This is a genomic window from Avrilella dinanensis (assembly GCF_002807015.1).
Classification (GTDB): Bacteria; Bacteroidota; Bacteroidia; order Flavobacteriales; family Flavobacteriaceae; genus Flavobacterium; species Flavobacterium dinanensis.
Window position 1 is genome coordinate 1,773,253 of sequence record NZ_NIPO01000001.1, and the last position, 24,974, is coordinate 1,798,226.

Annotated in this window: 22 protein-coding genes; 13 read left to right on the top strand and 9 right to left on the bottom strand. The window is 37.0% G+C overall.

Translation table 11 applies throughout. The features are described 5' to 3' along the window. Positions 1-10: 10 nt before the first annotated feature. Complete coding sequence (locus CDL10_RS08495) at positions 11-901, top strand: YihY/virulence factor BrkB family protein (protein ID WP_100678137.1); 891 nt, start codon at positions 11-13, stop codon at positions 899-901. 2 nt (positions 902-903) lie between these two features. Then, the gene (locus tag CDL10_RS08500) at positions 904-1,326 is read left to right on the top strand and encodes a DUF2147 domain-containing protein (RefSeq protein ID WP_100678138.1); all 423 of its coding nucleotides are present in this window, start codon (positions 904-906) and stop codon (positions 1,324-1,326) included. 43 nt (positions 1,327-1,369) lie between these two features. Here CDL10_RS08500 and CDL10_RS08505 read toward each other — a convergent pair whose 3' ends face one another. The 3 genes from CDL10_RS08505 to CDL10_RS08515 are packed head-to-tail and all read right to left on the bottom strand — an operon-like array spanning position 1,370 to position 3,899. After that, the gene (locus CDL10_RS08505; protein ID WP_262483256.1) at positions 1,370-1,606 is read right to left on the bottom strand and encodes a DUF3820 family protein; all 237 of its coding nucleotides are present in this window, start codon (positions 1,604-1,606) and stop codon (positions 1,370-1,372) included. Further along, positions 1,594-1,998, bottom strand: a complete 405-nt coding sequence (locus tag CDL10_RS08510) for an OsmC family protein (RefSeq protein WP_100678139.1) — start codon at positions 1,996-1,998, stop codon at positions 1,594-1,596. Before CDL10_RS08510 ends, CDL10_RS08505 begins: the two co-directional genes overlap by 13 nt. 2 nt (positions 1,999-2,000) lie before the next feature. Beyond that, positions 2,001-3,899 (bottom strand): LysM peptidoglycan-binding domain-containing protein, encoded by a 1,899-nt coding sequence (locus CDL10_RS08515; RefSeq protein ID WP_165772999.1) that lies wholly within the window; start codon positions 3,897-3,899, stop codon positions 2,001-2,003. Positions 3,900-4,225: 326 nt separating this feature from the next. Here CDL10_RS08515 and CDL10_RS08520 point away from each other — a divergent pair, with 326 nt between their 5' ends. The 10 genes from CDL10_RS08520 (at position 4,226) to miaA (ending at position 16,167) form a co-directional block, all read left to right on the top strand. Continuing rightward, a complete protein-coding gene (locus CDL10_RS08520) occupies positions 4,226-6,397 on the top strand; it encodes a S9 family peptidase (RefSeq protein ID WP_243389319.1) in 2,172 nt (723 codons plus the stop codon). 54 nt (positions 6,398-6,451) lie between these two features. Continuing rightward, on the top strand, positions 6,452-8,044 hold the full coding sequence (locus CDL10_RS08525; protein ID WP_100678142.1) for a peptide MFS transporter: 1,593 nt from the start codon (positions 6,452-6,454) through the stop codon (positions 8,042-8,044). Positions 8,045-8,217: 173 nt separating this feature from the next. Beyond that, positions 8,218-9,108, top strand: coding sequence for a 3-hydroxyacyl-CoA dehydrogenase family protein (locus CDL10_RS08530; protein ID WP_100678143.1), 891 nt, complete (start codon positions 8,218-8,220; stop codon positions 9,106-9,108). Between the two features lie 132 nt (positions 9,109-9,240). Continuing rightward, positions 9,241-10,452, top strand: a complete 1,212-nt coding sequence (locus CDL10_RS08535; RefSeq protein WP_100678144.1) for a DUF1015 domain-containing protein — start codon at positions 9,241-9,243, stop codon at positions 10,450-10,452. A 9-nt stretch (positions 10,453-10,461) separates the two neighbouring features. Beyond that, positions 10,462-11,124 carry a YggS family pyridoxal phosphate-dependent enzyme gene (locus tag CDL10_RS08540; protein WP_100678145.1) on the top strand — a complete coding sequence of 221 codons (663 nt, stop codon included), beginning with the start codon at positions 10,462-10,464 and terminating at the stop codon, positions 11,122-11,124. 39 nt (positions 11,125-11,163) lie between these two features. After that, positions 11,164-12,180 carry a DNA cytosine methyltransferase gene (locus CDL10_RS08545; protein ID WP_100678146.1) on the top strand — a complete coding sequence of 339 codons (1,017 nt, stop codon included), beginning with the start codon at positions 11,164-11,166 and terminating at the stop codon, positions 12,178-12,180. Further along, complete coding sequence (locus tag CDL10_RS08550; protein ID WP_100678147.1) at positions 12,180-13,004, top strand: PDDEXK family nuclease; 825 nt, start codon at positions 12,180-12,182, stop codon at positions 13,002-13,004. The genes CDL10_RS08545 and CDL10_RS08550 overlap by 1 nt, the downstream gene beginning before the upstream one ends. 104 nt (positions 13,005-13,108) lie before the next feature. Continuing rightward, the gene (locus tag CDL10_RS08555; RefSeq protein WP_100678697.1) at positions 13,109-14,416 is read left to right on the top strand and encodes an exonuclease domain-containing protein; all 1,308 of its coding nucleotides are present in this window, start codon (positions 13,109-13,111) and stop codon (positions 14,414-14,416) included. Next, positions 14,394-15,257, top strand: coding sequence for an ion transporter (locus tag CDL10_RS08560; RefSeq protein ID WP_100678148.1), 864 nt, complete (start codon positions 14,394-14,396; stop codon positions 15,255-15,257). The genes CDL10_RS08555 and CDL10_RS08560 overlap by 23 nt, the downstream gene beginning before the upstream one ends. Further along, positions 15,250-16,167, top strand: coding sequence for a tRNA (adenosine(37)-N6)-dimethylallyltransferase MiaA (gene miaA / locus CDL10_RS08565; protein WP_100678149.1), 918 nt, complete (start codon positions 15,250-15,252; stop codon positions 16,165-16,167). The genes CDL10_RS08560 and miaA overlap by 8 nt, the downstream gene beginning before the upstream one ends. Before the next feature lie 7 nt (positions 16,168-16,174). Here miaA and rodA read toward each other — a convergent pair whose 3' ends face one another. The 6 genes from rodA to purH form a co-directional block, all read right to left on the bottom strand. Continuing rightward, a complete protein-coding gene (rodA, locus tag CDL10_RS08570) occupies positions 16,175-17,431 on the bottom strand; it encodes a rod shape-determining protein RodA (protein ID WP_100678698.1) in 1,257 nt (418 codons plus the stop codon). 4 nt (positions 17,432-17,435) lie between these two features. Further along, on the bottom strand, positions 17,436-19,355 hold the full coding sequence (gene mrdA / locus CDL10_RS08575) for a penicillin-binding protein 2 (protein ID WP_100678150.1): 1,920 nt from the start codon (positions 19,353-19,355) through the stop codon (positions 17,436-17,438). Further along, entirely contained in the window at positions 19,352-19,858 is a 507-nt protein-coding gene (locus CDL10_RS08580; protein WP_100678151.1) for a rod shape-determining protein MreD, read from the bottom strand. The genes mrdA and CDL10_RS08580 overlap by 4 nt, the downstream gene beginning before the upstream one ends. Beyond that, positions 19,851-20,684, bottom strand: a complete 834-nt coding sequence (gene mreC / locus CDL10_RS08585; RefSeq protein ID WP_100678152.1) for a rod shape-determining protein MreC — start codon at positions 20,682-20,684, stop codon at positions 19,851-19,853. The genes CDL10_RS08580 and mreC overlap by 8 nt, the downstream gene beginning before the upstream one ends. A gap of 8 nt (positions 20,685-20,692) precedes the next feature. After that, positions 20,693-21,721, bottom strand: coding sequence for a rod shape-determining protein (locus tag CDL10_RS08590; RefSeq protein WP_100678153.1), 1,029 nt, complete (start codon positions 21,719-21,721; stop codon positions 20,693-20,695). Positions 21,722-21,889: 168 nt separating this feature from the next. Next, the gene (gene purH / locus CDL10_RS08595; protein WP_100678154.1) at positions 21,890-23,422 is read right to left on the bottom strand and encodes a bifunctional phosphoribosylaminoimidazolecarboxamide formyltransferase/IMP cyclohydrolase; all 1,533 of its coding nucleotides are present in this window, start codon (positions 23,420-23,422) and stop codon (positions 21,890-21,892) included. Between the two features lie 146 nt (positions 23,423-23,568). Between purH and CDL10_RS08600 the strand changes: the two genes are divergently transcribed. Beyond that, a complete protein-coding gene (locus CDL10_RS08600; RefSeq protein WP_100678155.1) occupies positions 23,569-24,816 on the top strand; it encodes an ABC transporter permease in 1,248 nt (415 codons plus the stop codon). Positions 24,817-24,974: the final 158 nt, after the last annotated feature.

The following is a 24,974-nucleotide window of genomic DNA, read 5'->3' on the forward strand; positions in this document are numbered from 1 at the left end:
TGAAAACAAAGTGAATATTTTTCAGCGAACAATCGGTTTTACCAGAAAAATCAAACTCCCGCGACTCGAAGGGCTGACCCTCTATGACCTTGGCACACTATACATCAAAGGAATCATTGAAGGTGCTTTTACCTATCGGGCAGGCTCGATTGCATTTAGTTTTTTTATGGCGTTGTTCCCGTTTGCTTTGTTTATCCTGAATTTAATTCCGTATATACCGATTGAAAATTTTCAGGAAGATTTTCTGTCGTTCGTCGAAACCAGCGTTCCGCCAAGCACATACGGAGCTGTCGAATCTATTTTGATAGACATCATGAACAACAGTTACAAAAGCTTGCTTTCGACCGGGGTACTGATGTCTATTTTTTTGATGTCAAACGGAGTGAATGCGATTGTCAGCGGTTTTGAATCGTCTTACCACATTTCGAACACCCGTAATTTTATCAGGCAATACATTGTTGCTTTGTTATTGTCGCTCATCATGTCAGTGATGCTATTGTTTTCGCTGGCAGTTTTCCTGACTATTGAAGTGTATATGCACTTTTCAGACTACCCGGTTTTAGCGAGAGTAATCCGGTATGTGTTTATTGTAAGTATGATTTTTCTGATATCCTGTATTTTATACAAATATGGAGCTAAAGAAACCAAAAAAATACATTTTTTCAGCATAGGAGCTTTTTTTACCACTCTACTGGTTATTATTACTTCCTACGGTTTCGGAATATACGTCACACGTTTTGCCCAATATAACGAACTGTATGGTTCCATCGGAACGCTGTTGGTTTTTATGATTTATATCTGGATAAATTGTATGATTTTACTTCTCGGATTCGAACTTAATGCGTCCATTCATCGTTTGAAAAAAAATAATTCGTATATTAGTGACAATAAAAAATCGTAATTATGAAAAAAACAATTGCATTATTCGTATTGATGCTGTGTTCATTAGGAGCATTCAGCCAAAGTTTTACCGGAAAATGGAAAACGATTGACGACGAAACCGGACAAGAAAAATCTATCGTTGAAATTTATGAACAAAACGGCAAATTATATGGTAAAGTCGTTGAGATTCTAACTGATAAAAAAGATGCCAAATGTGACAAGTGCAAAGGTAGTGACAAAGGTAAGCCGATTAAAGGATTAGTTATCATCAAAGGACTAAAAAAAGACGGTTCGTCCTATTCAGGCGGAACGATTACCGACCCGAATTCGGGCAAGGAATACAAATGTGCCATCAAACTCAATGGTTCTGACAAGTTAGACGTTCGTGGATACATCGGCATTCAGGCTTTGGGTAGAACACAAACTTGGGTAAGAATAAAATAGTTGAAAGTTGGAAATCCTATGAGTCTCATAGGTTTTTTTTATTTTACTTCTTCATTATTTTCCTGATTTCATAAATGATTGGTTCCAAACCGTTGGTTTTGATTTCGAGCATAGCTTCGAGTTGTTGCCCCAGTTTTCCTTTCGGAAAACCTTGTCGGGAAAACCACACCAGATAAGGCTCAGGCAGTTCAATCAAAAACCGGTCTTTATATTTACCGAAAGGCATTTTGGCTACTGCCAATTCTTCCAAAAATTTTCGGGAGGTGTCTAATTTTTCCAAATAAATTCAATTTTCTGCACAATATCCGGGTGCAAACTCTTAGCTACCGGACAAGCTTTGGCAGCATTTTCCAAAATTGTTTTCGTTTTGATATCTGCCTGCAACGACATAAATATTTTCACTTCTATTTCGCCAATTCTTCTCGGCTCAGACTGCATTATTTTGGTTACCTCTGCCCTGCTTTGACTAATATCCACGTTCATTTCACGGGCTTTGATTCCCATAATAGTCAGCATACAGCTCGCCAGTGCATTTGCTACATAATCGGTTGGCGAAAAAGCCTCACCTTTGCCATTGTTATCTATCGGTGCATCACTCAATATCTCTGATTGCGAAGCGATATGCGTCGATTTTGTACGCAAATCGCCTAAATAAATTACTTCTGAAGTCATAATTAATAAGCGTTTCTGATGGATAAATCTGTGTCGAAATACAAGATGTAAATTCCGTTGTTGTAAATTCCGTTTTCCAAGTTGCTGTACTCAAAAGCGTTTTCAATTTGTTCGGAATTCCTGTCAAATATCCCCGAATCATTCACATTAGTTTGGTGTAATCGCTGCAACACATCTAACGTAATATCAAAGCCTCGTATGGCAAAACGATTTGGCGAACGCTTATATTTCTGATAAAATTTATCATAAAACTCGTTGTATTTATAATTGTCAAAATCGGCAGTTACGGAAGGAAAAGTAGTTTTAAGGTCTGCCAGCGTCTGCACACTGATTTCAGATGTATCCAATATTGACGACCTGTCCAAAAGAGCCAGCTGGATATCATATTCGCCTCGCAAACCATGCAGAATATTCGTTACATTGATAGCTGCTTCCAGCGATTCGGAATCCAGCACCACATAATTTCCGCTGTACTTTTTGAGCACATCTTTTAATTGCTGGGCAGTAATGTCATTCCCTTTCTGGTTGATGGCAAAAACTGTTCCTGTAGAATTTTTGAAATCAATATTTTCCTGTTTATGAGACAGATATACAATATTTTTTCCTTTACTCAACAGATGATTCATCATTCCTTGTTTCAACAAATTATTAGTTGGCATCGCATGAACCTGATTCATAAAACCTTTACCCTCATCAGTAGATAACGGCGACACCACATAAGTTGGCTGATTTTTCAATGCCTCAGACAAAGCATCAACATTACTTTGGAAAAACGGTCCGATAATTACATCGGTATTGCTAAAATCGTTTTCCCGCAACAGCTGATTGATTTTCATACTACGGTTACTTTCTTTGGAGTCTATGATTTTTACATTGACGGGATAATCCAGTTTTTGCACAGAATCCAATGCCAGCAACACACCGGAATAAAAATCGAGTGTCATATTCAGGAAAACATCTTTTTGCAATTTGCTGTCCAGCACCGGTTTATTTTCTGTAATATTTTCATAGCTGTTATTGAACGGTAGTAAAAAAACTACTTCTTTCTCAGCTTTGGCAATAATCGATTCTTTAATCTGATTTTTTTGCTCGGTAACGACGACAGATTCCTCTTTTTCTTCTTGTATCGGGATAATTTCTTCCGAATCTGAAGAAAGTAAAGTTAGTTTCATTCCGGGTTTTAAGCCATTTTTGATTTCCGGATTTAGTCTAACCAAGTCTTCTATCGAAATGTTATTCTCTTTCGAGATGCTGTAAATTGTTTGTTTAGGTTGAACCTCAACAATACGAGTGCTTTCTTCCTGTATAGTTTCCTTATTATTTTCTTTAGGTTTTTGAACAGGATTATCCGATAATACTACAGCTTTTGCGGGTAACACGATTTCATCGCCTTCATTTATTTTAGTTCCCGAAAGTCCCGGATTCGCCTCATAAATTTCAGATACTGTTACCTTATGACGGACAGCGATACTGTAAATTGTTTCGCCTTTTTGTACCGTATATTTTCCGTTCTCACTCGGTTTGGAAGTTATAGCATTTGCCGGGGAAACAACGATAGTTTGCCCGGATTGAAGTCCGTCTGTCAGCAAAACCGGGTTCCAATCATTAAGTTGATTGATGGTTATTTTATACTTTTTTGAAATGGCATAAAGCGTTTCTTTCGGCTGAACTTCATGTAGTTTCGCACCGTCTCTGTCAGGTACTTTTATCTGCTGATTGGTACTTAATTCACTCATAATATCCGGATTTAACCGGCGAATATCATCAGCAGTAGTGTAATATTTTTTGGCAATCTGCGTGAGATTTTCGCCCTTCTCTACAGTGTGCGTTTTATAAGTAACCTGAGCGTAAATACCACTTACACTAAACAAAAACAATAAGGTAAAAATAATTTTTTTCATATTACAAATATAAAAAACTTGTTGCATTTGTTTGAATTTAAAGATAAAAAAGAGTAGCAGTTAGCTGTTTGATTAAAAAAACATATTATCATTGTGGTAATCGGTATTTAATTCAACTTTGTGCGATTAAACGGAATTAAAGAAATGACACGAAGAACTATCGTTTGTAAATTTAACATTCCTACTGAGCAGGTAAAAGCGACCAAAAAGAAGTATAAACAAATTTTAGATAAATTTTAAACAAGCTCTTAATCATAAATAAGATAACATTTTCACAATCCGAAAAAAATAACTAATTTGCTGGTTTAATTTTTTATTCCATGCAAATGAAAAATATTTTCTTGTGGGTAGGCTTGCTCACAGCACCGCTGGTTACCACACAAGCCCAGCAAAAAATTGAAGTTTCAACCATTTGGGACGGAACATTCAGAACCAATCAGCTCAATGCTTTAAATACCTTACACACAAAGAACCAATATAGTGTTTTGGATTATAACCGAAATATGGGTACATTTACGATTGATGCGTTTGATTTTACTACCTTGGAGAAAGTTCAGACCTTATTCAGTAGTGCTGAATTTCCTGAAATTAAAAGAATTTCGGACTATTCCATCAACAAAACCGACGACAAAATTCTGATTGCAACGAATTACAATCCTATTTACCGTCATTCGTTTACATCGGTTTATTATTTGTTCGATATCACAACGAAAACGCTGACCAAAATCAGTGAAAATGCTATTCAGGAACCTTTATTGAATGCCGATGGAACGAAAATTGCCTATGCTTTTGAAAACAATTTGTACGTTTTTGACGTAGCTTCTAAAAAAACGGTTCAGATTACCAATGACGGCAATAAGAATCACATTATCAACGGTATTACCGACTGGGTTTATGAGGAAGAATTTGCGTTTGTACGGGCGTTTGACTGGAATACCGACGGAACGCAATTAGCTTATATCCGTTTTGACGAATCAGACGTTCCGGTATTTTCAATGGATATCTATGGAGAAGAATTGTATCCGCAACAACAGGTTTTCAAATATCCGAAAGCGGGCGAAAACAACGCAAAAGTAAGTCTGCATTTATACGATACAGCTAAAAAAATAACCAAAAATGTTGCGTTGAATGCCGAACGGGATTATTATATTCCGCGAATCAAATTTACCAATAATGCCAATGTTTTGAGCGTTCAGACATTGAATCGTCATCAAAACCAACTGAATCTCTTGTTTGTTGATGCAAATTCGGGAAAAACAACGAACATTCTTACCGAAACCGACAAAGCGTATGTTGATGTTACCGATAACCTGACTTTTCTGAACGATAATAGCTTTATCTGGACAAGCGAAAAAGACGGTTACAACCATATCTATCATTATAATAACGACGGAACATTAAATAATAAAGTAACGAGCGGAAACTGGGAAGTGACCAATTATTACGGCTATAACAAAGAAAATCAGACGATTTACTACCAATCCACTGAAAACGGTTCTACCAAACGCGATGTGTTCAGCGTCCGCCTGAATGGTTCGGACAAAAAACAATTGTCTTCTTTGATTGGAACGAATAATGCTACTTTTAGTCCTGATTATCAGTATTTCATCAATAATCATTCATCAACGACTAAAGCACCATCTTATACATTGGTGGAAACCGCTTCAGGTAAAAAGGTCAAAGAAATTTTAAACAACGACGATTTAGAAAATAAACTAAAAAAGTTTGATTTGCCTCAAAAAGAATTTACGACGTTTAAAAACGAAGTCGGCGATGATTTAAACGCATATATTATTAAACCGAAAGATTTCAACCCGAAAAAAAAATATCCGGTGCTGATGTATCAGTATTCGGGACCGGGTTCACAACAAGTAGCCGATAAATGGTTTGATTCCAATGATTACTGGCATTTTATGCTGACCCAAAAAGGTTACATTATAGTTTGTGTGGACGGACGTGGAACGGGTTTCAAGGGTGCGGAGTTTAAAAAAGTTACGCAGAAAGAATTAGGAAAATACGAAGTCGAAGACCAAATTTATGTAGCAAAACAATTGGCTAAAGAATCTTTTATCGATGAAAATCGCATCGGAATATGGGGTTGGAGCTTTGGCGGATTTATGTCGAGCAACTGTCTGTTTCAGGCGAACGAGGTGTTTAAAACCGCGATTGCTGTGGCACCGGTTACTTCGTGGCGATTTTACGACTCGGTTTATACCGAACGGTTTATGACCACGCCACAGGAAAATGCTTCGGGTTACGACAACAATTCGCCGATTACCCACGCCAATAAACTGAAAGGAAACTTCTTGTTAATCCACGGAACAGCAGATGACAATGTACACGTTCAGAATTCTATGGTTCTGATTAATAAATTAGTAAACCTAAATAAAGATTTCGACTGGTTGATTTATCCCGATAAAAACCACGGAATTTATGGTGGCAAAACCCGTGAGCAATTATATACCAAAATGACGAATTATCTTTTGGAAAAATTGTAGTTAAAGAAAAAAAAATTACTTTTACGAAATTAAAATAACAAAACTTTACATATAATGAATCAATCAAACGATTTAGAATTAACAAAACACCTTGAAAAACAAGGTGCTGACACAAAAACGGTATTAGGACACCCGGCTTCTTTGTTTGTTCTTTTCTTTACCGAAATGTGGGAACGCTTCAGCTACTACGGAATGCGGGCTTTATTAACATTGTTTCTCGTCAGTTCATTGGCAGACGGAGGCTGGGAATGGACAAGAGAAGATTCAATGCAACTATATGCTTATTATACTGGGTTAGTTTATTTAACACCACTAATCGGCGGAATGATTGCCGACCGTTTTACAGGATTTAAAAAAGCGATTCTTTGGGGTGCTTTGATTATGACTTTAGGTCATGCTTCAATGGCATTAGAAATTTTTGATAAAAGCTTTTTCTTTATAGGATTAGCGTTAATGATTTTGGGGAATGGTATGTTTAAACCAAATATTTCTTCCATGGTCGGAAACCTTTATCCTGATACAAGTGTCAAAAAAGATGCAGGCTACACCATTTTTTATATGGGAATCAACGCCGGAGCATTTTTAGGAATGTTATTGTGTGGATATATCGGCGAAAAAGTTGGTTGGCATTGGGGCTTCGGATTAGCCGGAGTATTTATGTTCTTCGGAATGTTACAATTCTATTTTGGTCAAAAAGTATTTGGTATCAATGGCGAGAGTCCGAAAAATATGCAGGAATTCCACGACAAGAAAATAGCCAACCACGAAGAAGAACCGGAAGAAGAAACTCCTTCCAACGTGGTCAGAGACCGTTTAATTGTTGTAGCCGTGCTGATGTTAGCAAGTATCGTTTTCTTCCTGGCTTTTGAACAGGCCGGAGGTTCCATGTCTATTTTTGCATTAGACTATACACAACGTGTTCTCGACGGAAGTGCCGCAGTAACTTTCAAATGGATTGATGCTATACTAACCATTGTTCCGATAGCTATTGTAACGATTGTTCTGGCGAGTTTAGCTAAAAAACTTTTTAAGGAATATCCGCTCACGATTATCTTCACAGCTATATCCTTTTTAATCATCTGGGGATTGGGATTATGGAAAGTTTGGAGAGAATTCGGCAATGTAGAAACAGAAGTTGGTGCGTCATGGTTCCAAATATTAAACTCATTTTTCATCATTACTTTAGCTTCAAGTTTCAGCAAGTTTTGGGAAAAAGTATGGAATCCTTCAGGTCCCATAAAATTTGCTTTAGGGTTAATTTTAGTAGGTATCGGATTTACCGCTTTGGCTTACGGAGCAAGTTCAATTCCGCAAGGAGCCAAAACCGCCTCTGTAAGTATGATATGGCTGATTATTGCTTACTTCTTCCATACCACCGGAGAGTTATGTTTATCACCCGTTGGTTTATCTTACGTGAGTAAACTATCCCCTAAAAAATTATTGGGATTATTATTCGGATTTTGGTTTTGTGCCTCTGCCATTGCAAATCTAATAGGAGGATTTTTAGGTTCTACTATTGATAAAATTGTTTCCGAACATTCCATGTCTTATTTCTTTATGATTTTTGCCATCATACCAGGAATAACCGCATTGATATTGATAATACTTAACCCAATGCTTAAAAAGAAAATGCACGGGATTAATTAATCAAAAAATACAAATTATATAAAAAATGAAGCCCTTTCGCTATTTACAACGAAAGAGCTTCATTTTTTTTAAACATACCCTGTCTCTACCAAAAACAATAAATTTGAGAATTATTTCAACCAAAAGCCGTATATTCGCATAAACTTTTACACCACAAAATCAATAAATATTATATGAAGAATATAGCAGTAATTGGTGCAGGAACAATGGGTAACGGAATTGCTCACACTTTTGCACAAAAAGGATTTCAGGTAAACCTTATAGACATCAGCGAAAAAGCTCTTGAAAAAGGAATCGGCACCATCACAACCAATCTGGACAGAATGGTAGCCAAAGGTACAATTACTGATTCCGACAAGCAACAGACATTAAACAACATCACTTCCTTTACCGATATGAAACAAGGTGTTTCCGGTGTGGAATTAGTGGTTGAAGCTGCTACAGAAAACATTGACCTGAAACTGAATATTTTCAGACAATTAAATGATTTTTGTTCTGAAAATGTAATTTTAGCCACCAATACTTCATCTATTTCTATCACACAAATTGCCGCCGTAGTCAATGCTCCGCAACGTGTGATTGGTATGCACTTTATGAATCCCGTGCCGATTATGAAATTGGTTGAAATCATTCGCGGATACAACACTTCCGATGAAGTGACCAAGGCTATTATGGATTTGTCCCTTGCTTTGGGCAAAACACCTACCGAAGTAAACGACTATCCAGGATTTGTAGCCAACCGCATTCTGATGCCAATGATTAACGAATCTATAGAAACCTTATACAATGGTGTTGCCGGCGTAGAGGAAATCGACACAGTAATGAAATTAGGAATGGCACACCCGATGGGGCCGTTACAATTGGCTGATTTCATCGGATTGGACGTATGTTTATCTATCTTAAATGTAATGTACGACGGATTCAAAAATCCGAAATACGCACCATGCCCGCTATTGGTTAATATGGTAATGGCAGGAAAACTTGGGGTAAAATCAGGCGAAGGTTTTTACGATTACAGCGAAAGCAAAAAAGCCGAGAAAGTTTCGAAGCAGTTTTTGTCATAAAGTTCAAAATGTCGAATGTCTTAAAGTCCGAATGTCTTTAGAAACTGAAACAAGTTCAGTTTGACAAATACGGACTTTTGACTTTATAACTTTCGACTTTACGACTTTAAAACCTTTGACTATAAAATCATTATGGCAGATATTATTCCTTTCAGGGCAACACGCCCCACACCCGACAAAGCCTCGTTGGTAACCACTTTGGCATACGATGAATATTCAGCGACCGAGCTGGCTTCGTGGCTGGATTTTAATCCGTTTTCTTTTTTGCATATCATCAATCCGGCGTATGTCAATCAGCAGAAAATCGGGGTGGAACAACGTTTCAGAATCGTAGCTGCCAAATATAAAGATTTCAAACGCGACCGGATTTTTATTCAGGACGAAAACCCAGCTTACTATCTATACCGGATTGCTGCCCGGAATTATAGTTTTATCGGGATTATGGCGGGTACGTCAATCGAAGATTACAAATCTCAACTCATCAAAAAACATGAAAATACTTTAGATTACCGGGTATTGGCCTTGCGGGATTATTTTAAGATTTCGGGTTTCAACACCGAGCCTGTTTTGATGATGCACCCCGACAACCCGGATTTGGATAAATGGATAGAAAATTATCAAAACAACACACCTATCTATGATTTCACAACTACCAACAAACAAAAACATACTGTTTGGAAAGTTGATAATCAAACAGATATAGATTACATTACACAGATATTCAAAGGTTTTGAACACCTTTATATCGCCGACGGCCATCATCGTTCGGCTGCATCAGAAATGATACATGATGAAAATACGGAAAACCCGTTGCTGCGGTATTTTATGAGTTATCTCGTTTCCGAAAAATCTATCCGAATCAATGAATATAACCGGGTTATTCACGATTTAAACGGTCATACAACAGAAGAATTCCTGTATTTACTCGAAAAAGATTTTATCTTGAAACCTCGTAAGCAACAATTGTGGAAACCTTCACAAAAATTTGAGTTCGGTATGTACCTCAACAATGTGTATTATAGCCTGAAACTTAAAAACCTACCTGAAGCCAATGAAGGATTAGAAGTGTTGGACGCTCAGATTTTGTACGACAAAATATTACACAAAATACTGGGAATAGGCGATTTACGAACCGACAGTCGCATTGATTATATTCCCGGAAATCAAAGTGTTATCGAGATGTTTAAAAAAATAGATAACGGCGAATATGAAGTCGGGTTTACGTTATTTCCGCCTTCTATCGATGAAATTAAATATCTGGCACACAATAACTTGACTATGCCACCAAAAAGCACTTATATCGAACCGAAACTCCGAAACGGATTAATGATTTATGAATTTTAATTTTTTATGATGTCAATTAGTTCTAATTTACTGAAAATCAAAGATATTTTACCTAAAAATATAACCCTCGTAGCAGTTTCCAAAACCAAACCCGTCAGTGATTTAATGGAAGCTTATGAAGCCGGGCAACGGGTTTTCGGCGAAAATAAGATTCAGGAAATGACCCAAAAGTGGGAACAAATGCCCAAGGATATCCAATGGCACATGATTGGACACGTACAGACGAATAAGGTCAAATATATGGCTCCATATGTATCGTTGATTCACGGTGTGGACAGCCTGAAACTATTGAAAGAAATCAACAAACAGGCGAAAAAATGGCATCGTGTGATTCCATGCCTATTGCAGGTTTATATTGCGACCGAAGAAACCAAGTTCGGTTTGGAACAGGACGAATTATTGCAGTTGATTCATTCTGATGAATTCAAGGAAATGGAAAACATCAAAATTGTCGGATTGATGGGAATGGCTTCATTTACAGAAGATAACAACAAAATCCGTAAAGAATTTCAATCGCTGAAAGATATCTTTGATTATGTAAAACCGTATCAGCTTCCTAACTGCCATTTTGAACATTTATCCATGGGAATGAGCGGCGATTATAAAATCGCTATCGAATGCGGAAGTACAATGGTAAGAATCGGAAGTAGTATTTTTGGGAGAAGAGAGTAGTTTTATTTTGTAACTTTGAAATAATCAAATTGATTTGAAATGGAAACATTAGTCTCCTCATTAAGAACAGAAAAAACAAAAAGTAATAAAGCACTAAAAGACTATAAATATATCGATTTATTTGCTGGTATTGGTGGTTTTCATCTGGCAATGAATCATTTTAATGCCGAATGTGTTTTTGCTTCTGAATGGGATGAGTCTGCCGCTCAAGTATATGAAAAAAATTTTGGGCTTATTCCGAAAGGCGATATTACACAAATCAACGAAAAAGATATTCCACAGCATGATATTTTATGTGGTGGCTTTCCTTGTCAGGCATTTTCTATTTCAGGAAAACAAAAAGGATTCGAAGATACTCGCGGAACTTTGTTTTTTGACATTGCAAGGATAGTAAAGCATCACAAGCCTAAAATTATTTTTCTGGAAAATGTTAAAAATCTGGAAAAGCACGATAAAGGAAAAACATTAAAAACAATTATTACCACAATTACTGATTTGGGGTACGATGTGTATTACAAAGTACTTAACGCAAGTGATTATGGATTACCTCAAAACAGAGAACGAATATTTATTGTTTGTTTTAGAAAGGATTTAAAAATTACCCATTTTAATTTTCCCGCTCCCATCAACAAAGCTGTTTCTCTCAATGATATTCTTGAGACAAATCCAGAAGCTAAAATAATAAACAGACCAGACATAAATATCTATAAAGAAGCTAAACCTCAGCTCAATATTTTTGGAGAGATAGAAATATCTAACAAGCCTATACAAATAGGTATCGTAAATAAGGGAGGACAAGGAGAGAGAATATACAGTCCTTATGGGCATGCTTGTACACTTTCTGCTTATGGTGGTGGAGTCGGTTCAAAAACAGGTATTTACTTGATAAATGGCGTACTTAGAAAATTAAGTCCTAGAGAATGTGCCAGAATACAAGGATTTCCCGATTGGTTTCATATCGATGATAAAGCAAATCGAGCGTATAAACAATTTGGCAATAGTGTTGCGGTCAACGTCTTAAAAGAAATAATTAAAGAAATAACAAAAGTGCTTTGATGGATTACAAACAAACAATCGGTTCATATACCGCAAAAGGTGGATTTAAAAACGAGATAGATATTGTTCTGAAATTCAACAATTATAAAAATGATAAAGATGCCAAGTTATGGCTTCAAATTATGGGATATAATCCCGAAAAAATACAGCAATTAACAGCCGTTCAAATAGCTCCAAAAATAAATAAAACAAAAGCTTTAAGTTTAGGAGTAACCGAAGAAAATCACGAAGAAACAATGATTTTCAAAAAAGCAGATATTCAAGTTAAATTAGAAGTAATTATTAACGAAATATATTATATCGAGAATATATCACTAAAAAAAGCCAATATCGGTGCGGGTTATAATCAAGTGGATAAAAGACCCGTAGATAAATATCGAGCTTTTTGGAATATTCCAGAATCTGTTTGTGAAACACTAAAACTTTACACTGGAGAAATTCCTCCAATAACCCCTAATAATTTAAGAGATAATCGAAGAATGTTTTTAGATGAAATCGACAAAATCAAAACAAACGAATTATTAGATTTTTTCACCGAAAACAAAACTTTGATTTTCAATGATGTTTTAAGAGGCAGAGGAGCTTTAGCTGCTGATTGGGTGCTCGTTACCCGAAAAAAAGAAGATAAGATTGATTGGGTTTTAAAAGACATCAACTTTGTTTGTAATTTTTTTGCCAAAGGCAATGTAGAAATTACAAAAAGAGGTAATCTAAAGATTGGACGTATGACAGCACAAAGAAAAGGCGGCACTCCTGACCCGAAAAGTTTGCAATTTAAATTAAATCCTTTAGACTTATTTGAATCTATTCCCGAAAAAGAATAATAAAACAATTCATTGACATTTCACACTAACCTTTTCCATTTTTCGTAATTTTGCCCTCGTAAAAATCAGTTTCGGGTTTGATACCCGACTGCCAAACAGAGTATGTGTACGCAATTATAGATATAGAAACCACAGGAGGAGCCTTCAATCAGGAAGGGATTACCGAAATCGCAATTTACCGGTTTGACGGCATCGAAATTACCGACCAACTTATCAGTTTGGTTAATCCGGAACGACCGATTCAACCATTTGTGGAAAAACTAACCGGTATCAGACAACCGATGTTGAAAGCCGCACCGAAATTTTACGAAATCGCCAAACGGATTATCGAAATTATCGATGGCTGCATTATCGTTGCTCATAATGCCAATTTTGACTATCGCGTTTTACAGCTCGAATTCAATCGATTGGGTTATAATTTCAATATGCCGACTTTATGTACGGTAGAACTTTCCAAAAAATTATTGCCAGACGCATCGTCATACAGTTTAGGCAAACTGGTACGTTCATTGGGCATTCCGATTGCCGACCGGCACCGGGCGAGCGGAGACGCATTGGCTACGGTAAAATTATTTGAATTACTGTTGGCCAAAGATGAAGACAAAACCATCGTAAAAAACCATATCAAAAATGAGTTATCGCTCGGTATTTCCCCGAAATGGATTAGCATTACCGAAAAACTGCCTTATTCGACCGGAATTGTTTATTTTTATAACAAAAACCAACAGCTGATTTACGTCATTAAAGCGACAAATATTTATAAAAAAGCCTTGACGATACTTACCGGCGAGCAAAGAATTTATCAGAAAATACAACAGGAAGTGTTTGATATTTCCTTTGAAACCACCGGCTCCGAAATTATTGCCAAGATTAAGGAAGATATCGAAATTAAAAAGCATAAACCTAAATATAACAATACCCGGAACTTATACATCGAATCTAAATGGGCGGTATTTTTCGGCAATGATGAGCAACCGTTGAAAGTAGGAAAAACAGACAGCAGCCAAACGATTATCCGGACATTTAAAAAACAAAAATCAGCACAAAAATTTATTGAAGAAACCTTGCGTGAAGCTCAGGAAAAATCAGATTCTGAAAGCATTTCACTCGCTTTGTCAGTCAAACAGATTATAACCGAAAAAATTCCTGCTATTGATAATTCCATACTTGTATTAAAAGGCAGAAAAAATGGCGAAAAAGGAATTATAATGGTAGAAAATAATACCGTAAAAGGCTATGGTTACGCTGGTTTGAACTATCAGATTTCGGAACATAAAATCCTAAAACAAATTATTATTCCGGTTCCTGAAAGCAAAAATTATTACGAATGGTTAATTGACTATCTTTGTAAAAAAAATAATTACAAAATAATTCCGCTACAACAACCCGATAATGAAAAGATTAAAGTCTAAATACGAAATTTTAAGGCAAAAGATTTATATCGTCATCTACGGATCGAATACCCCCGAAGGTAAATTGTTTGACCTTGTTCTTTTGCTGGTTATTTTGCTCAGCGTTGCAATGGTTATGATAGATTCCGTTAAAAGCGTTGACCCAAAATACCATAATTTTTTATATTACGGCGAATGGGTTGTTACTGTTTTTTTTACTTTAGAATATATCCTAAGGTTACTTTGCAATAAAAAACCACTTTCATATGTATTCAGTTTTTACGGCATCGTTGACTTGATTTCATTATTACCGATGTATTTGTCGTACTTCTTTCCGGAAGCGAGTTTCTTGATTGCTTTCCGGGCAATCCGTCTATTAAGACTCTTTGCGATATTGGATTTAATGCCGATTATCGGTCAACAATCACATCTCAAATTGGCATTAAATGCAAGCAAGCACAAAATCATCGTTTTCATGTATTTCATGATTGTGATGTCCATCGTTTTGGGCACATTAATGTATATTATCGAAGGTGGACATAACGGATTTACTGATATTCCCAATAGTGTCTACTGGTGTATAGTAACAATGACCACTGTAGGGTATGGGGATATTGCTCCGATTACTTATGTAGGAAAAACCATTGCCTCTTTTATTATGATTATGGGATACGGAATTATTGCGGTGCCAACCGGGATTGTGACAGCGGAATATACCAATCTGAAATACAACAATTCGGAGTTGAAAACAAGAATTGTTTGCCCGGAATGTACTTCGTTCATTTATGATTTAGACGCCAACTTTTGCAGCAATTGTGGAGCAAAACTCCTAAATACTGAAAAACTCCAGACCGATGAATAAACTTATCATCGTTGTTGGTCCGACAGCTATCGGAAAAACAGCCAAAGCCATTGAGCTGGCTAAGCATTTTGGCTGTGAGATAATATCGGCAGACAGCCGACAGTTTTATCAGGAAATGACTATCGGTACAGCGGTTCCGTCAGCGGAAGAATTATCGGCTGTGAAACATCATTTCGTTCAGTATATTTCCATAAACGATAGTTATTCTGTCGGTCAGTTTGAACGTGATGCTTTGTCTTGTCTGGATAGTTTGTTTGAAAAAAATCAAATGCAAATTATGGTTGGAGGTTCGGGTTTATACATTGATGCGGTCACGCAAGGATTGGATAATTTTCCGAAAGTTGATGAAAATATCAAAAATCAGGTTCAGCGAAATTATGAACAATCCGGATTGGTTTATTTACAAAATGAATTAAAACAAAGAGATTTTTCGTTTTATACAAAAATCGCGCAGGAAAATCCGCAAACACTGCAAAATCCGCAACGTATGATACGTTATGTAAGTGTTTGTATGGCCGAAAACAAACCTTATTCTACTTACCTCAAAAAAGAAAAAACACAGCGTAGTTTCAAACCAATTTATATCGGACTGACGGCAGACCGAGAAGTTATCTACGACCGAATTAATCAACGAGTAGATATCATGATAAACAATGGTTTGCTGAAAGAAGTAGAAAATCTTTATCCATATAAAGATAATAATGCCCTGCAAACAGTTGGTTATCGGGAATTATTTGACTTTTTTGAGGACAAATTATCGTTTGAAGAAGCTATCGAAGAAATCAAAAAGAATACCCGAAGATTTGCCAAAAGACAATTAACGTGGTTCAACCGAAATGATGCTATCAGATGGTTTGACTGCAATACACCGGTTTCTTCTATTTTAGATTACATAAAAGAAAGTTTATAGCTATTTTCTACCATTCATTAACTTTGTTGGCATCTAATTTCAGAAAAATAAATAACATAATGGTAAAAGCTATCAGGCTCGAGCCTCCATATGAGAAAAAAGGCAACGGCACACCAATAGTCGGAAACAAGCCTATCAGCATGGCAATATTCATGAAAAAGTGGGTAAACAGAAAAGCGACAACGCCATAACCATAAATTCTTGGAAATCTGGTTTTCTGTTTTTCAGACAAATACCAAATTCTCAACAAAAGTGTTACAAACAAACCGATGACTACCAACGAACCAACAAAGCCCCACTCCTCGCCTACTGTGGTAAAAATATAATCAGTATGTTGCTCAGGTACAAAACCGCCTTTGGTTTGCGTTCCTTCGAGAAAACCACGTCCAAACCAACCTCCTGAGCCAATCGCAATTTTGGATTGATTGAGATTATAACCTTCTCTTTTCAAATCGACATCTTTACCGAAAAGCACGTCAATTCTTTCTTTCTGATGGGGTTCTAACACCTCGTCATAAACATAATCTACCGAAAACACAAAACCACTCATCATAATGCCCAGAAACAAATAAAAAAACGGATTTCTCTTAATAGATTTGTTTAAAAAATAATGAATGCCCAAGCCCAATAAAGTAAACCCAACCAAATATTCAGGATTGATGACAAGTGAAAGCAAAAATAACGCAATGGCTATGACACCCGTCCATAAATACCACGAAGGCAGACCTTCCCGGTACAAAAGCAAAAACAAAGACAGAAAAATCATCGCCGAACCGGCATCTGGCTGTAACAAAATCAGAAGAACGGGAAATAAGATAATTCCGATACCGATAGCTTGTTCTCTCAGCGTTTCAAAATGCGTCTGCGAATCGGTAATATACTTCGCCAACAACAAAGCCACGGCAGTTTTCATAAACTCCGAAGGTTGTAATCCGAATCCACCAAACTGATACCAATTGGTTTGTCCTTTGATGGTTTTACCGAAAACAAAAAGCCCCATTAAAGCAATGATACCGACGGCATAGAAAACGACAGCATATTTTTCATAAAACTTAGCTTCAATAGATAGTAAAACAATTATCAGCGGAACACATAAAATAATGAAAAGTAATTGTTTGCCATATATCTGGTTCAGGTCAAATATACCCGCTGGTTCAAGTGGCAACGATGCTGAATAGATGTTTAACCACCCTGCAAAAACCAAAAGTGCATACAGTAATACACAAAACCAGTCGAGGTTTTGCAAGACGCTTTGATTAGCCAAATGCTTAGTTTTTGCCACTGATTAACTGAATTTGCTGGTTAAACGCTTTAGAAATTTCTCTTTGGAGTTTTTCTTTCTCTTTCTTCTTTTCTTCTACCTGGTCTTTGAAAACGTAATTTTCTTCCAGACTTCCTTCCAACATTCGTTTTTCTAAATCAATTTTAGAAATCTCGCCTTTCAGGTATTTTTCTACCATCAATGTAGAAATTGGTCCTGCCCATGTCGCTCCGAATCCTCCGTTTTCAATAAACACACAAAGCACAATTTTCGGGTCTTCCTTTGGGGCAAAAGACACAAACACCGAGTGGTCTTTTAATTTTGTTTTTTCGCCTTCAAATGTGATAAAATTTTCCACCGTCCCGGTTTTCCCACATATTTCAATCCCTTCTACCTGCAATCTTCTTGCCGTTCCGGTTTTGTAAACCTGATGTAATCCTTCGATAACCGGCTGAAAATACTGTGGGTCTATGGTTGTTGTTTTTTTCTGTACAAAACTTTTGTCGATGTCTTTTCCTTCGATAGATTTAATGATGTGAGGCGTAAAATAATAACCTTGATTAGCAACGGCACAGACAGCATTCGCCAACTGAATCGGTGAAACTTCTACTTCACCCTGTCCGATAGCATTGGAAATCGTTGTCGTTCCGCCCCATGAGCCTCTCGGATACCATCTGTCATAATAATCAGCATCAGGAATACGCCCTTTGGTGCCGACAGGTAAATCATAACCCAAGAAATCACCAAAACCAAAACTACGTAAATGATTATACCAAGTGTCCATTCCCATTTTGGAATTGTTGAATTTTCCAATAATTTTCCGGTATGTCTGGCTGAAATAAGTGTTACACGACAAAGCAATCGCGTTATGCAGAGACCAATTACCTGCATCATGACATTTCATAAAAGCTCCCGGAGCGTAATAAAATCCGTGGCTACAAGCAAAAGAAGTGTGTGTATCAATCACCTCTTCCTGCAAGCCAATAAGTCCGGTAAATATTTTAAATGGCGAACCTGGGGCATAACTCCCCTGCAAGCTGCGGTTAAACATCGGCTGACCGGGACGACTTTCTATCTCTATATAGTTTCTCGAACGATTTCGCCCGACCATCAAACTTGGGTCGTAATACGGTGCGGTAACCAAAGCCAATATTTCGCCCGTTTTAGGTTCAATCGCCACAATACCACCTCGTTTATTCTTCATCAATTCTTCACCATATCGCTGCAATTCAGCATCTATCGTAATATGAATATCTCTACCTTTGATTACTGCTGTATCGTAAATCCCGTCTTTGAAAGATCCGATTTCACGGTTAAATTTATCCCGTTGTATATAACGCACACCTTTCGTTCCGCGAAGGTCTTTTTCATAAGCTTGCTCGATGCCTTGTATGCCAATTAAATCTCCACTCCGATAATAGGAATTTCGTTTGATTTCTGCCTCATTCACTTGCCGGATATATCCGAAAATATTAGCTCCGTAATCGACCTGATAATCTCTCAGGTTTCTTTTTTGTACATAAAATCCTTTGAAATGCCTGAGTTTTTCCTGAAAAGCAGAAAATTCCCTTTTGGTCAGCTGTGCTAAAAAAACAGAAGGTAACCGCGGACTATAAACCTTGGCTTTTCTCATTTTTTCGTCAAAATCTTCGCGGGACAAATCCAGTATTTTACACAACTCAAGTGTGTCAATATTTTTGATGTCATTAGGAATGACCATAATGTCGTAGCTCGGCTGATTGGCGACCAGCAAGCTATTATTTCTGTCATAGATATATCCTCTTTCGGGATAATCATAAACGATTTTAAGGGCATTGTTATCTGACTGTTTGATATAGGAATCGTCTAATATCTGCAAATAAAACAACTTCGCCAGCAAAATCAATGCTGTCAAAATAATTACTGAAGGAAATAGTAATTTTCTCATCTTTTGACCGGTTTTGCTAATGCAATCATTATCAATATGACAACTATCGTGAAAACAGTTGAGCCTGAAATTCTCAGTAATATTTCGGGCAGGAAATTAAAATTGAAAACTTCTAAAATATACAATACAAAATGATGGATTAAAACACCAATTGCCGTATAAGTAATCAATTCTTTTCCTATTTTGTCGGTTAAGCGAAGTAAGTGATATTCGTAACTGAATCCGTAAGCAAATTTAATCAAAGATTCTCTGAAATATGCCAAAGTTACACAAGCCGCAGCGTGAACACCTCCGGAATTATTGAATATATCAATACACAATCCGAGAAAAAAAGCGTAAATCAGTAAAAAATAACGATTTGATTGTAACGGAAACAACAAAATGCACAAGATGTACGGAAATACGGAGATATACCCGAAAAGTTCAACATAGTCAAACAAAACAACTTGCAAAGCAATCAGCAGCAAAGTACGCAAAACAATTTTTACAACATCATTATTCATCTTGCCCGGTATTTTGTTCTAATTCTATAATTTCCTCTAATCCAGTATTTTCTATTAAATAAACAGACTGCAATCGGGTCATATCATTAAATAATCTGACATTAATCGTATAGAAATTAGATGTTTCGGAAGTAAAAACCTGCTCTACAAAACCAATCGGAATATTTTCCGGAAATATGGTTGAGCTTCCGCCTGTTACCACTGTATCGCCTTTGTGCAGGTTGGCTAATTTAGGGATATCAATCAATTGGACATATCCGGCATTTTTTCCGTCCCAAACAACAGTTCCGAAATGTTCTGTGTCTGATACTTTCGCGGCTATTCTCGTTTTAAGATTAAGAATACTCTGAACAACAGCATAATTGTCAGACACATTTTCCACAATCCCGATAACTCCGTTGGAATTAATCACACCCATATCGGTTTTGATTCCATTTTCCTGCCCACCTTTGATAGTCAGATAATTACGTTTTTTTGAATAAGAATTTTTGATAACCAGACTTTGCAGCACCTGATAATCTGCGTCTAAATGCAGTTCAGGATTGACCGTAAAAGCCGAATCAATGATTACCCGGCTGTTATAGAGCAATTGCTGCAAATAAGCATTCTCTTTTGCCAACTGTTCGTTTTCTTGTTTCAGTCCGAAATATGATTTAACCCCGTTCACTTTGTCATAGACAAAACCGGAAACTTTATTAGACGAATTCACCGTCACACTCTGGTGGTAATTGTGTGATTTTATGGTCAAAAAAAATGCTATGCCAAAAAGCAGCAAAAACAGTATCGTAATACTGTTCCTTGTCAAGAATCTGATTATTTGCTGCATGGATTATCTTATTTAATCAAAATACTTTTGTATTTATTGATGTTTTTAATAACCATTCCTGTTCCTCTCACAACAGCTCGTAGAGGGTCTTCCGCAATAAATACCGGCAAATCGGTTCGTTGTGAAATCCGTTTGTCCAATCCACGAAGCAGTGAACCGCCACCTGCAAGATAAATCCCGGTATTGTAAATATCAGCTGCCAATTCGGGTGGTGTTTGTGATAGAGTTTCCAAAACGGCATCTTCAATTCGTTGTATGGATTTGTCCAACGCTTTAGCTATTTCTCTGTAAGAAACATTGATTTGTTTTGGTTTTCCGGTCAGCAAATCACGCCCCTGTACCATCATGTCTTCCGGTCCTTGGTCCAAATCTTCGATAGCTGCACCGATTTGTATTTTTATTTTTTCTGCTGTACTTTCCCCAACAAAAAGGTTATGTTGCGTACGCATATAGTAAACGATGTCGTTGGTAAACACATCTCCGGCAATCTTTACCGATTTATCACAAACGATACCGCCCAATGCCAGCACGGCAATTTCAGCAGTTCCACCACCTATGTCAACAATCATGTTTCCTTTCGGCTCCATAATATCTACACCAATACCGATAGCAGCTGCCATAGGTTCGTGAATCAGATATACTTCTTTTCCGTTTACCCGCTCGCAAGATTCCTTCACAGCACGCATTTCTACTTCTGTGATACCGGACGGAATACATACAACCATTCTCAATGCCGGCGTGAACAACTTCTTTTTCAGAGCCGGAATACTTTTTATGAAAAGGCTAATCATTTTTTCCGAAGCGTCGAAATCGGCGATTACTCCATCTTTCAACGGACGGATTGTTTTTATATTGTCGTGCGTTTTTCCTTGCATCAAATTGGCTTCCTGTCCAACGGCAATTACTTTGCCGGACATTCTGTCTCTTGCCACAATGGAAGGGCTGTCAACAACTACTTTTCCATTGTGAATAATAAGTGTATTTGCGGTTCCGAGGTCCATGGCAATCTCCTCGGTCATAAAATCAAAAAATCCCATAAACTAACTATGCATTAAAAAATTAGGTTAAATAAATGCCTCACAAAGTTAAGATAAAAAGCCGGGAAATATACTAATCTTATTTAATATTTTTTTAAAGGAAAAATTACCCAAAACGCTGAAAAATTCAACAATTTTGGGTAATAAATATTGAAATTAATCTAATTCTTAGTGTTTGAAGTGTCTTACTCCGGTAGTAACCATAGCCATCTTATGAGCGTCGCAATAATCAACACTCAGCTGGTCTTTAATCGAACCTCCGGGTTGGATAACCGCATTAACTCCCGCATTATGAGCGATTTCCACACAATCCGGAAAAGGAAAAAAGGCATCGCTTGCCATTACTGCCCCGTTCAAATCAAAGTCAAAATTCTGTGCTTTTTCAATTGCCTGACGCAAAGCATCTACACGTGAAGTCTGTCCGGTTCCAGAGGCACATAACTGCAAGCCTTTCGCCAAAACAATCGTATTGGATTTCGTATGCTTACTGATTTTTGACGCAAATAACAAATCTGCCACCTGTTCCTGAGTTGGAGCAACTTTAGTTACCGTAGTTAAATCTTCTGCAACATCAGTTTTAGCATCTTTGTCTTGAACCAAATAACCATTCAAGCAGCTTCTCACTTGTGTTTGAGGCAATTCCACATCTTTCAAAACCAGTAAAATACGATTTTTCTTTTCTTTCAAAATCGTTTGCGCCTCATCTGTGAATTGCGGAGCAATCACAACCTCGCAAAACAACTGATTGATTTCTTTTGCCGTATCCTCGTCAATCGTTCCGTTGGCAATCAAAACTCCTCCGAATGCCGAAACCGGGTCACCTGCCAAGGCCGCCAGATACGCTTCTTTCATGGTTGGTTTTTGTGCCAGTCCGCAAGCGTTATTGTGTTTTAAAATAGCAAATGTAGGTGCTTCATTTTTGAATTCATTCATTAGATTAACTGCTGCATCTACGTCTAATAAATTATTGTAAGACAATTCTTTACCATGTCTTTGTTCAAACATTACTTTAAAGTCACCGAAGAAATATCCTTTCTGATGCGGATTTTCGCCATAACGCAACTCCTGCCCTTTTGCTTCACTGATTTTTAATGCAGATTGATTTTCTGTTTGGTTGAAATAATTGAAAATTGCTGTATCATAATTCGAAGAAATAGCAAATGCTCTTGCTGCGAGATATTTTCTTTGTGCCAAAGTTGTACTGCTGTTCTGATTTTGAATAATGTCCAAAAACAACTGGTAATCGTCTACAGACGGAACGATAACCGTATCTTTATAATTTTTGGCAGCGGCACGAATCAAAGAAATTCCGCCGATGTCTATTTTTTCAATAATATCAGCCTCCGATGCTCCGGAAGCCACTGTTTTTTCAAACGGATATAAATCCACAATAACCAAATCTAACTGAGGAATCTCATATTCAGCCATTTCTTTCCTATCCTGTTCATTGTCCTGACGATTCAAAATTCCACCAAAAACTTTTGGGTGCAAGGTTTTTACTCTGCCGCCCAAAATAGACGGATACGAAGTCACATCTTCTACCGCAACCACCGGAATTCCTAATTCTTTAATGAAAGTTTCCGTTCCTCCGGTTGAATAAATTGTTACATTGTTTTGATGAAGTTGTTTAACTATCGGCTCTAATCCTGTTTTGTCAAATACAGAAATTAAAGCTGACTGAATCGTTTTGTTGATTGACATAATTATTTGGATTTAAAAATGCAAAATTAATGTTTGTTAGGCAATTAACACAATGATTTTTTAAAACAATTTACAGAAAAGTTTTTTAGCTGTTTTGTAACAAATGTATTCTTTTCGCTACTGATTGAGTAAGATATATACGAAATATGTTATACTTAAGACTGCTTAAAGAAAGTTTGCTATTTGCACTCAACGCATTAAAAAACAACAAATTAAGAACACTTTTGTCTTTACTTGGTGTAACAGTCGGTATTTTTTCCATTATAGCCGTTTTGGCCGCGGTAGATTCCATGGACAGAAGTATTCGCAGTGAACTTTCCAATCTTGACGGTAATATGCTTTTCGTTTCGCGGTATTCTTTTGGTCCCAGCGAAGTTCCCGCATGGAAAATAAAACAATTTCCGGACGTGACTTATGACGAATATGAAATGTTTAAACGAAGCAGCGACGGCATCGACAAAATATCGTTCAATTATTTCATGGGGGCATACAATATTAAATACGAAGATAATACCGCCAAGTCAATAAATCTGACGCCATGCAGTGCCGATTATGCTTATATTGAAAATCTCAAAATCGCCGAAGGACGTTTTTTTAATGAAGCTGAAGACGCTTCCGGAAGTCAGGTAATCATTATCGGACATGAGGTAAAAAATACTTTGTTTGACAATCAGAATGCTATCGGAAAAACAGTTCGGTTACTGGGTAAAAAATTTACGGTAATCGGGGTAATTGAAAAGCAAGGTGCCAGCCCTTTCGGACAAAGTAAAGACGGCTTGGCTTATATTTCCAGTAATTTTATCCGCAATAACTACGGACAAAACAACCGGTATTTTACGTCAGCGGTTTGTATTAAACCACAAAAAGATTATGACCAGCAGCTGTTCAAAGACAATATCACTCAAAGGCTCAGAAATTACCGCGGATTGAAACCCGATGATATGGATAATTTTTTCCTCAATGAATTTTCCGGATTAACGAGTTTTGTAGATTCTATTATTTTAAACCTGAATATTGTCGGTTGGATTATTTCCGGGTTTTCTCTTTTGGTGGGCGGATTCGGAATTGCCAATATTATGTTTGTTTCGGTAAAAGAACGTACACATATTATCGGCATTCAGAAATCATTAGGAGCTAAAAATCACTTTATTCTTTATCAGTTCTTGTTTGAAGCTGTAATTCTGTCTATCATCGGCGGATTGGTCGGTATATTTATGGTATGGCTGATAGCTATCAGCGTTTCGGCTATGGTTGATTTTGCTTTCGTGTTGAGCTTTGGCAATATCCTCATCGGAATATCACTGGCGGGATTCATCGGATTATTATCCGGAATTTTACCGGCAATTTCTGCCTCTAAATTAGACCCGGTCGAAGCTATCCGAACCGGAATATAACTCAATTAGGTTAATCAAAAACGGTTCAATACAGTCTTTTTACTCGTTGAAAAAAAGAAAACATAAATCAAATAATCTTTTTTTGCAATTTTACAATAACTAAATGATAAGCAAGCGGTAACTTTATCACTGCGGCACTTATGACAACTTTTTGCCTT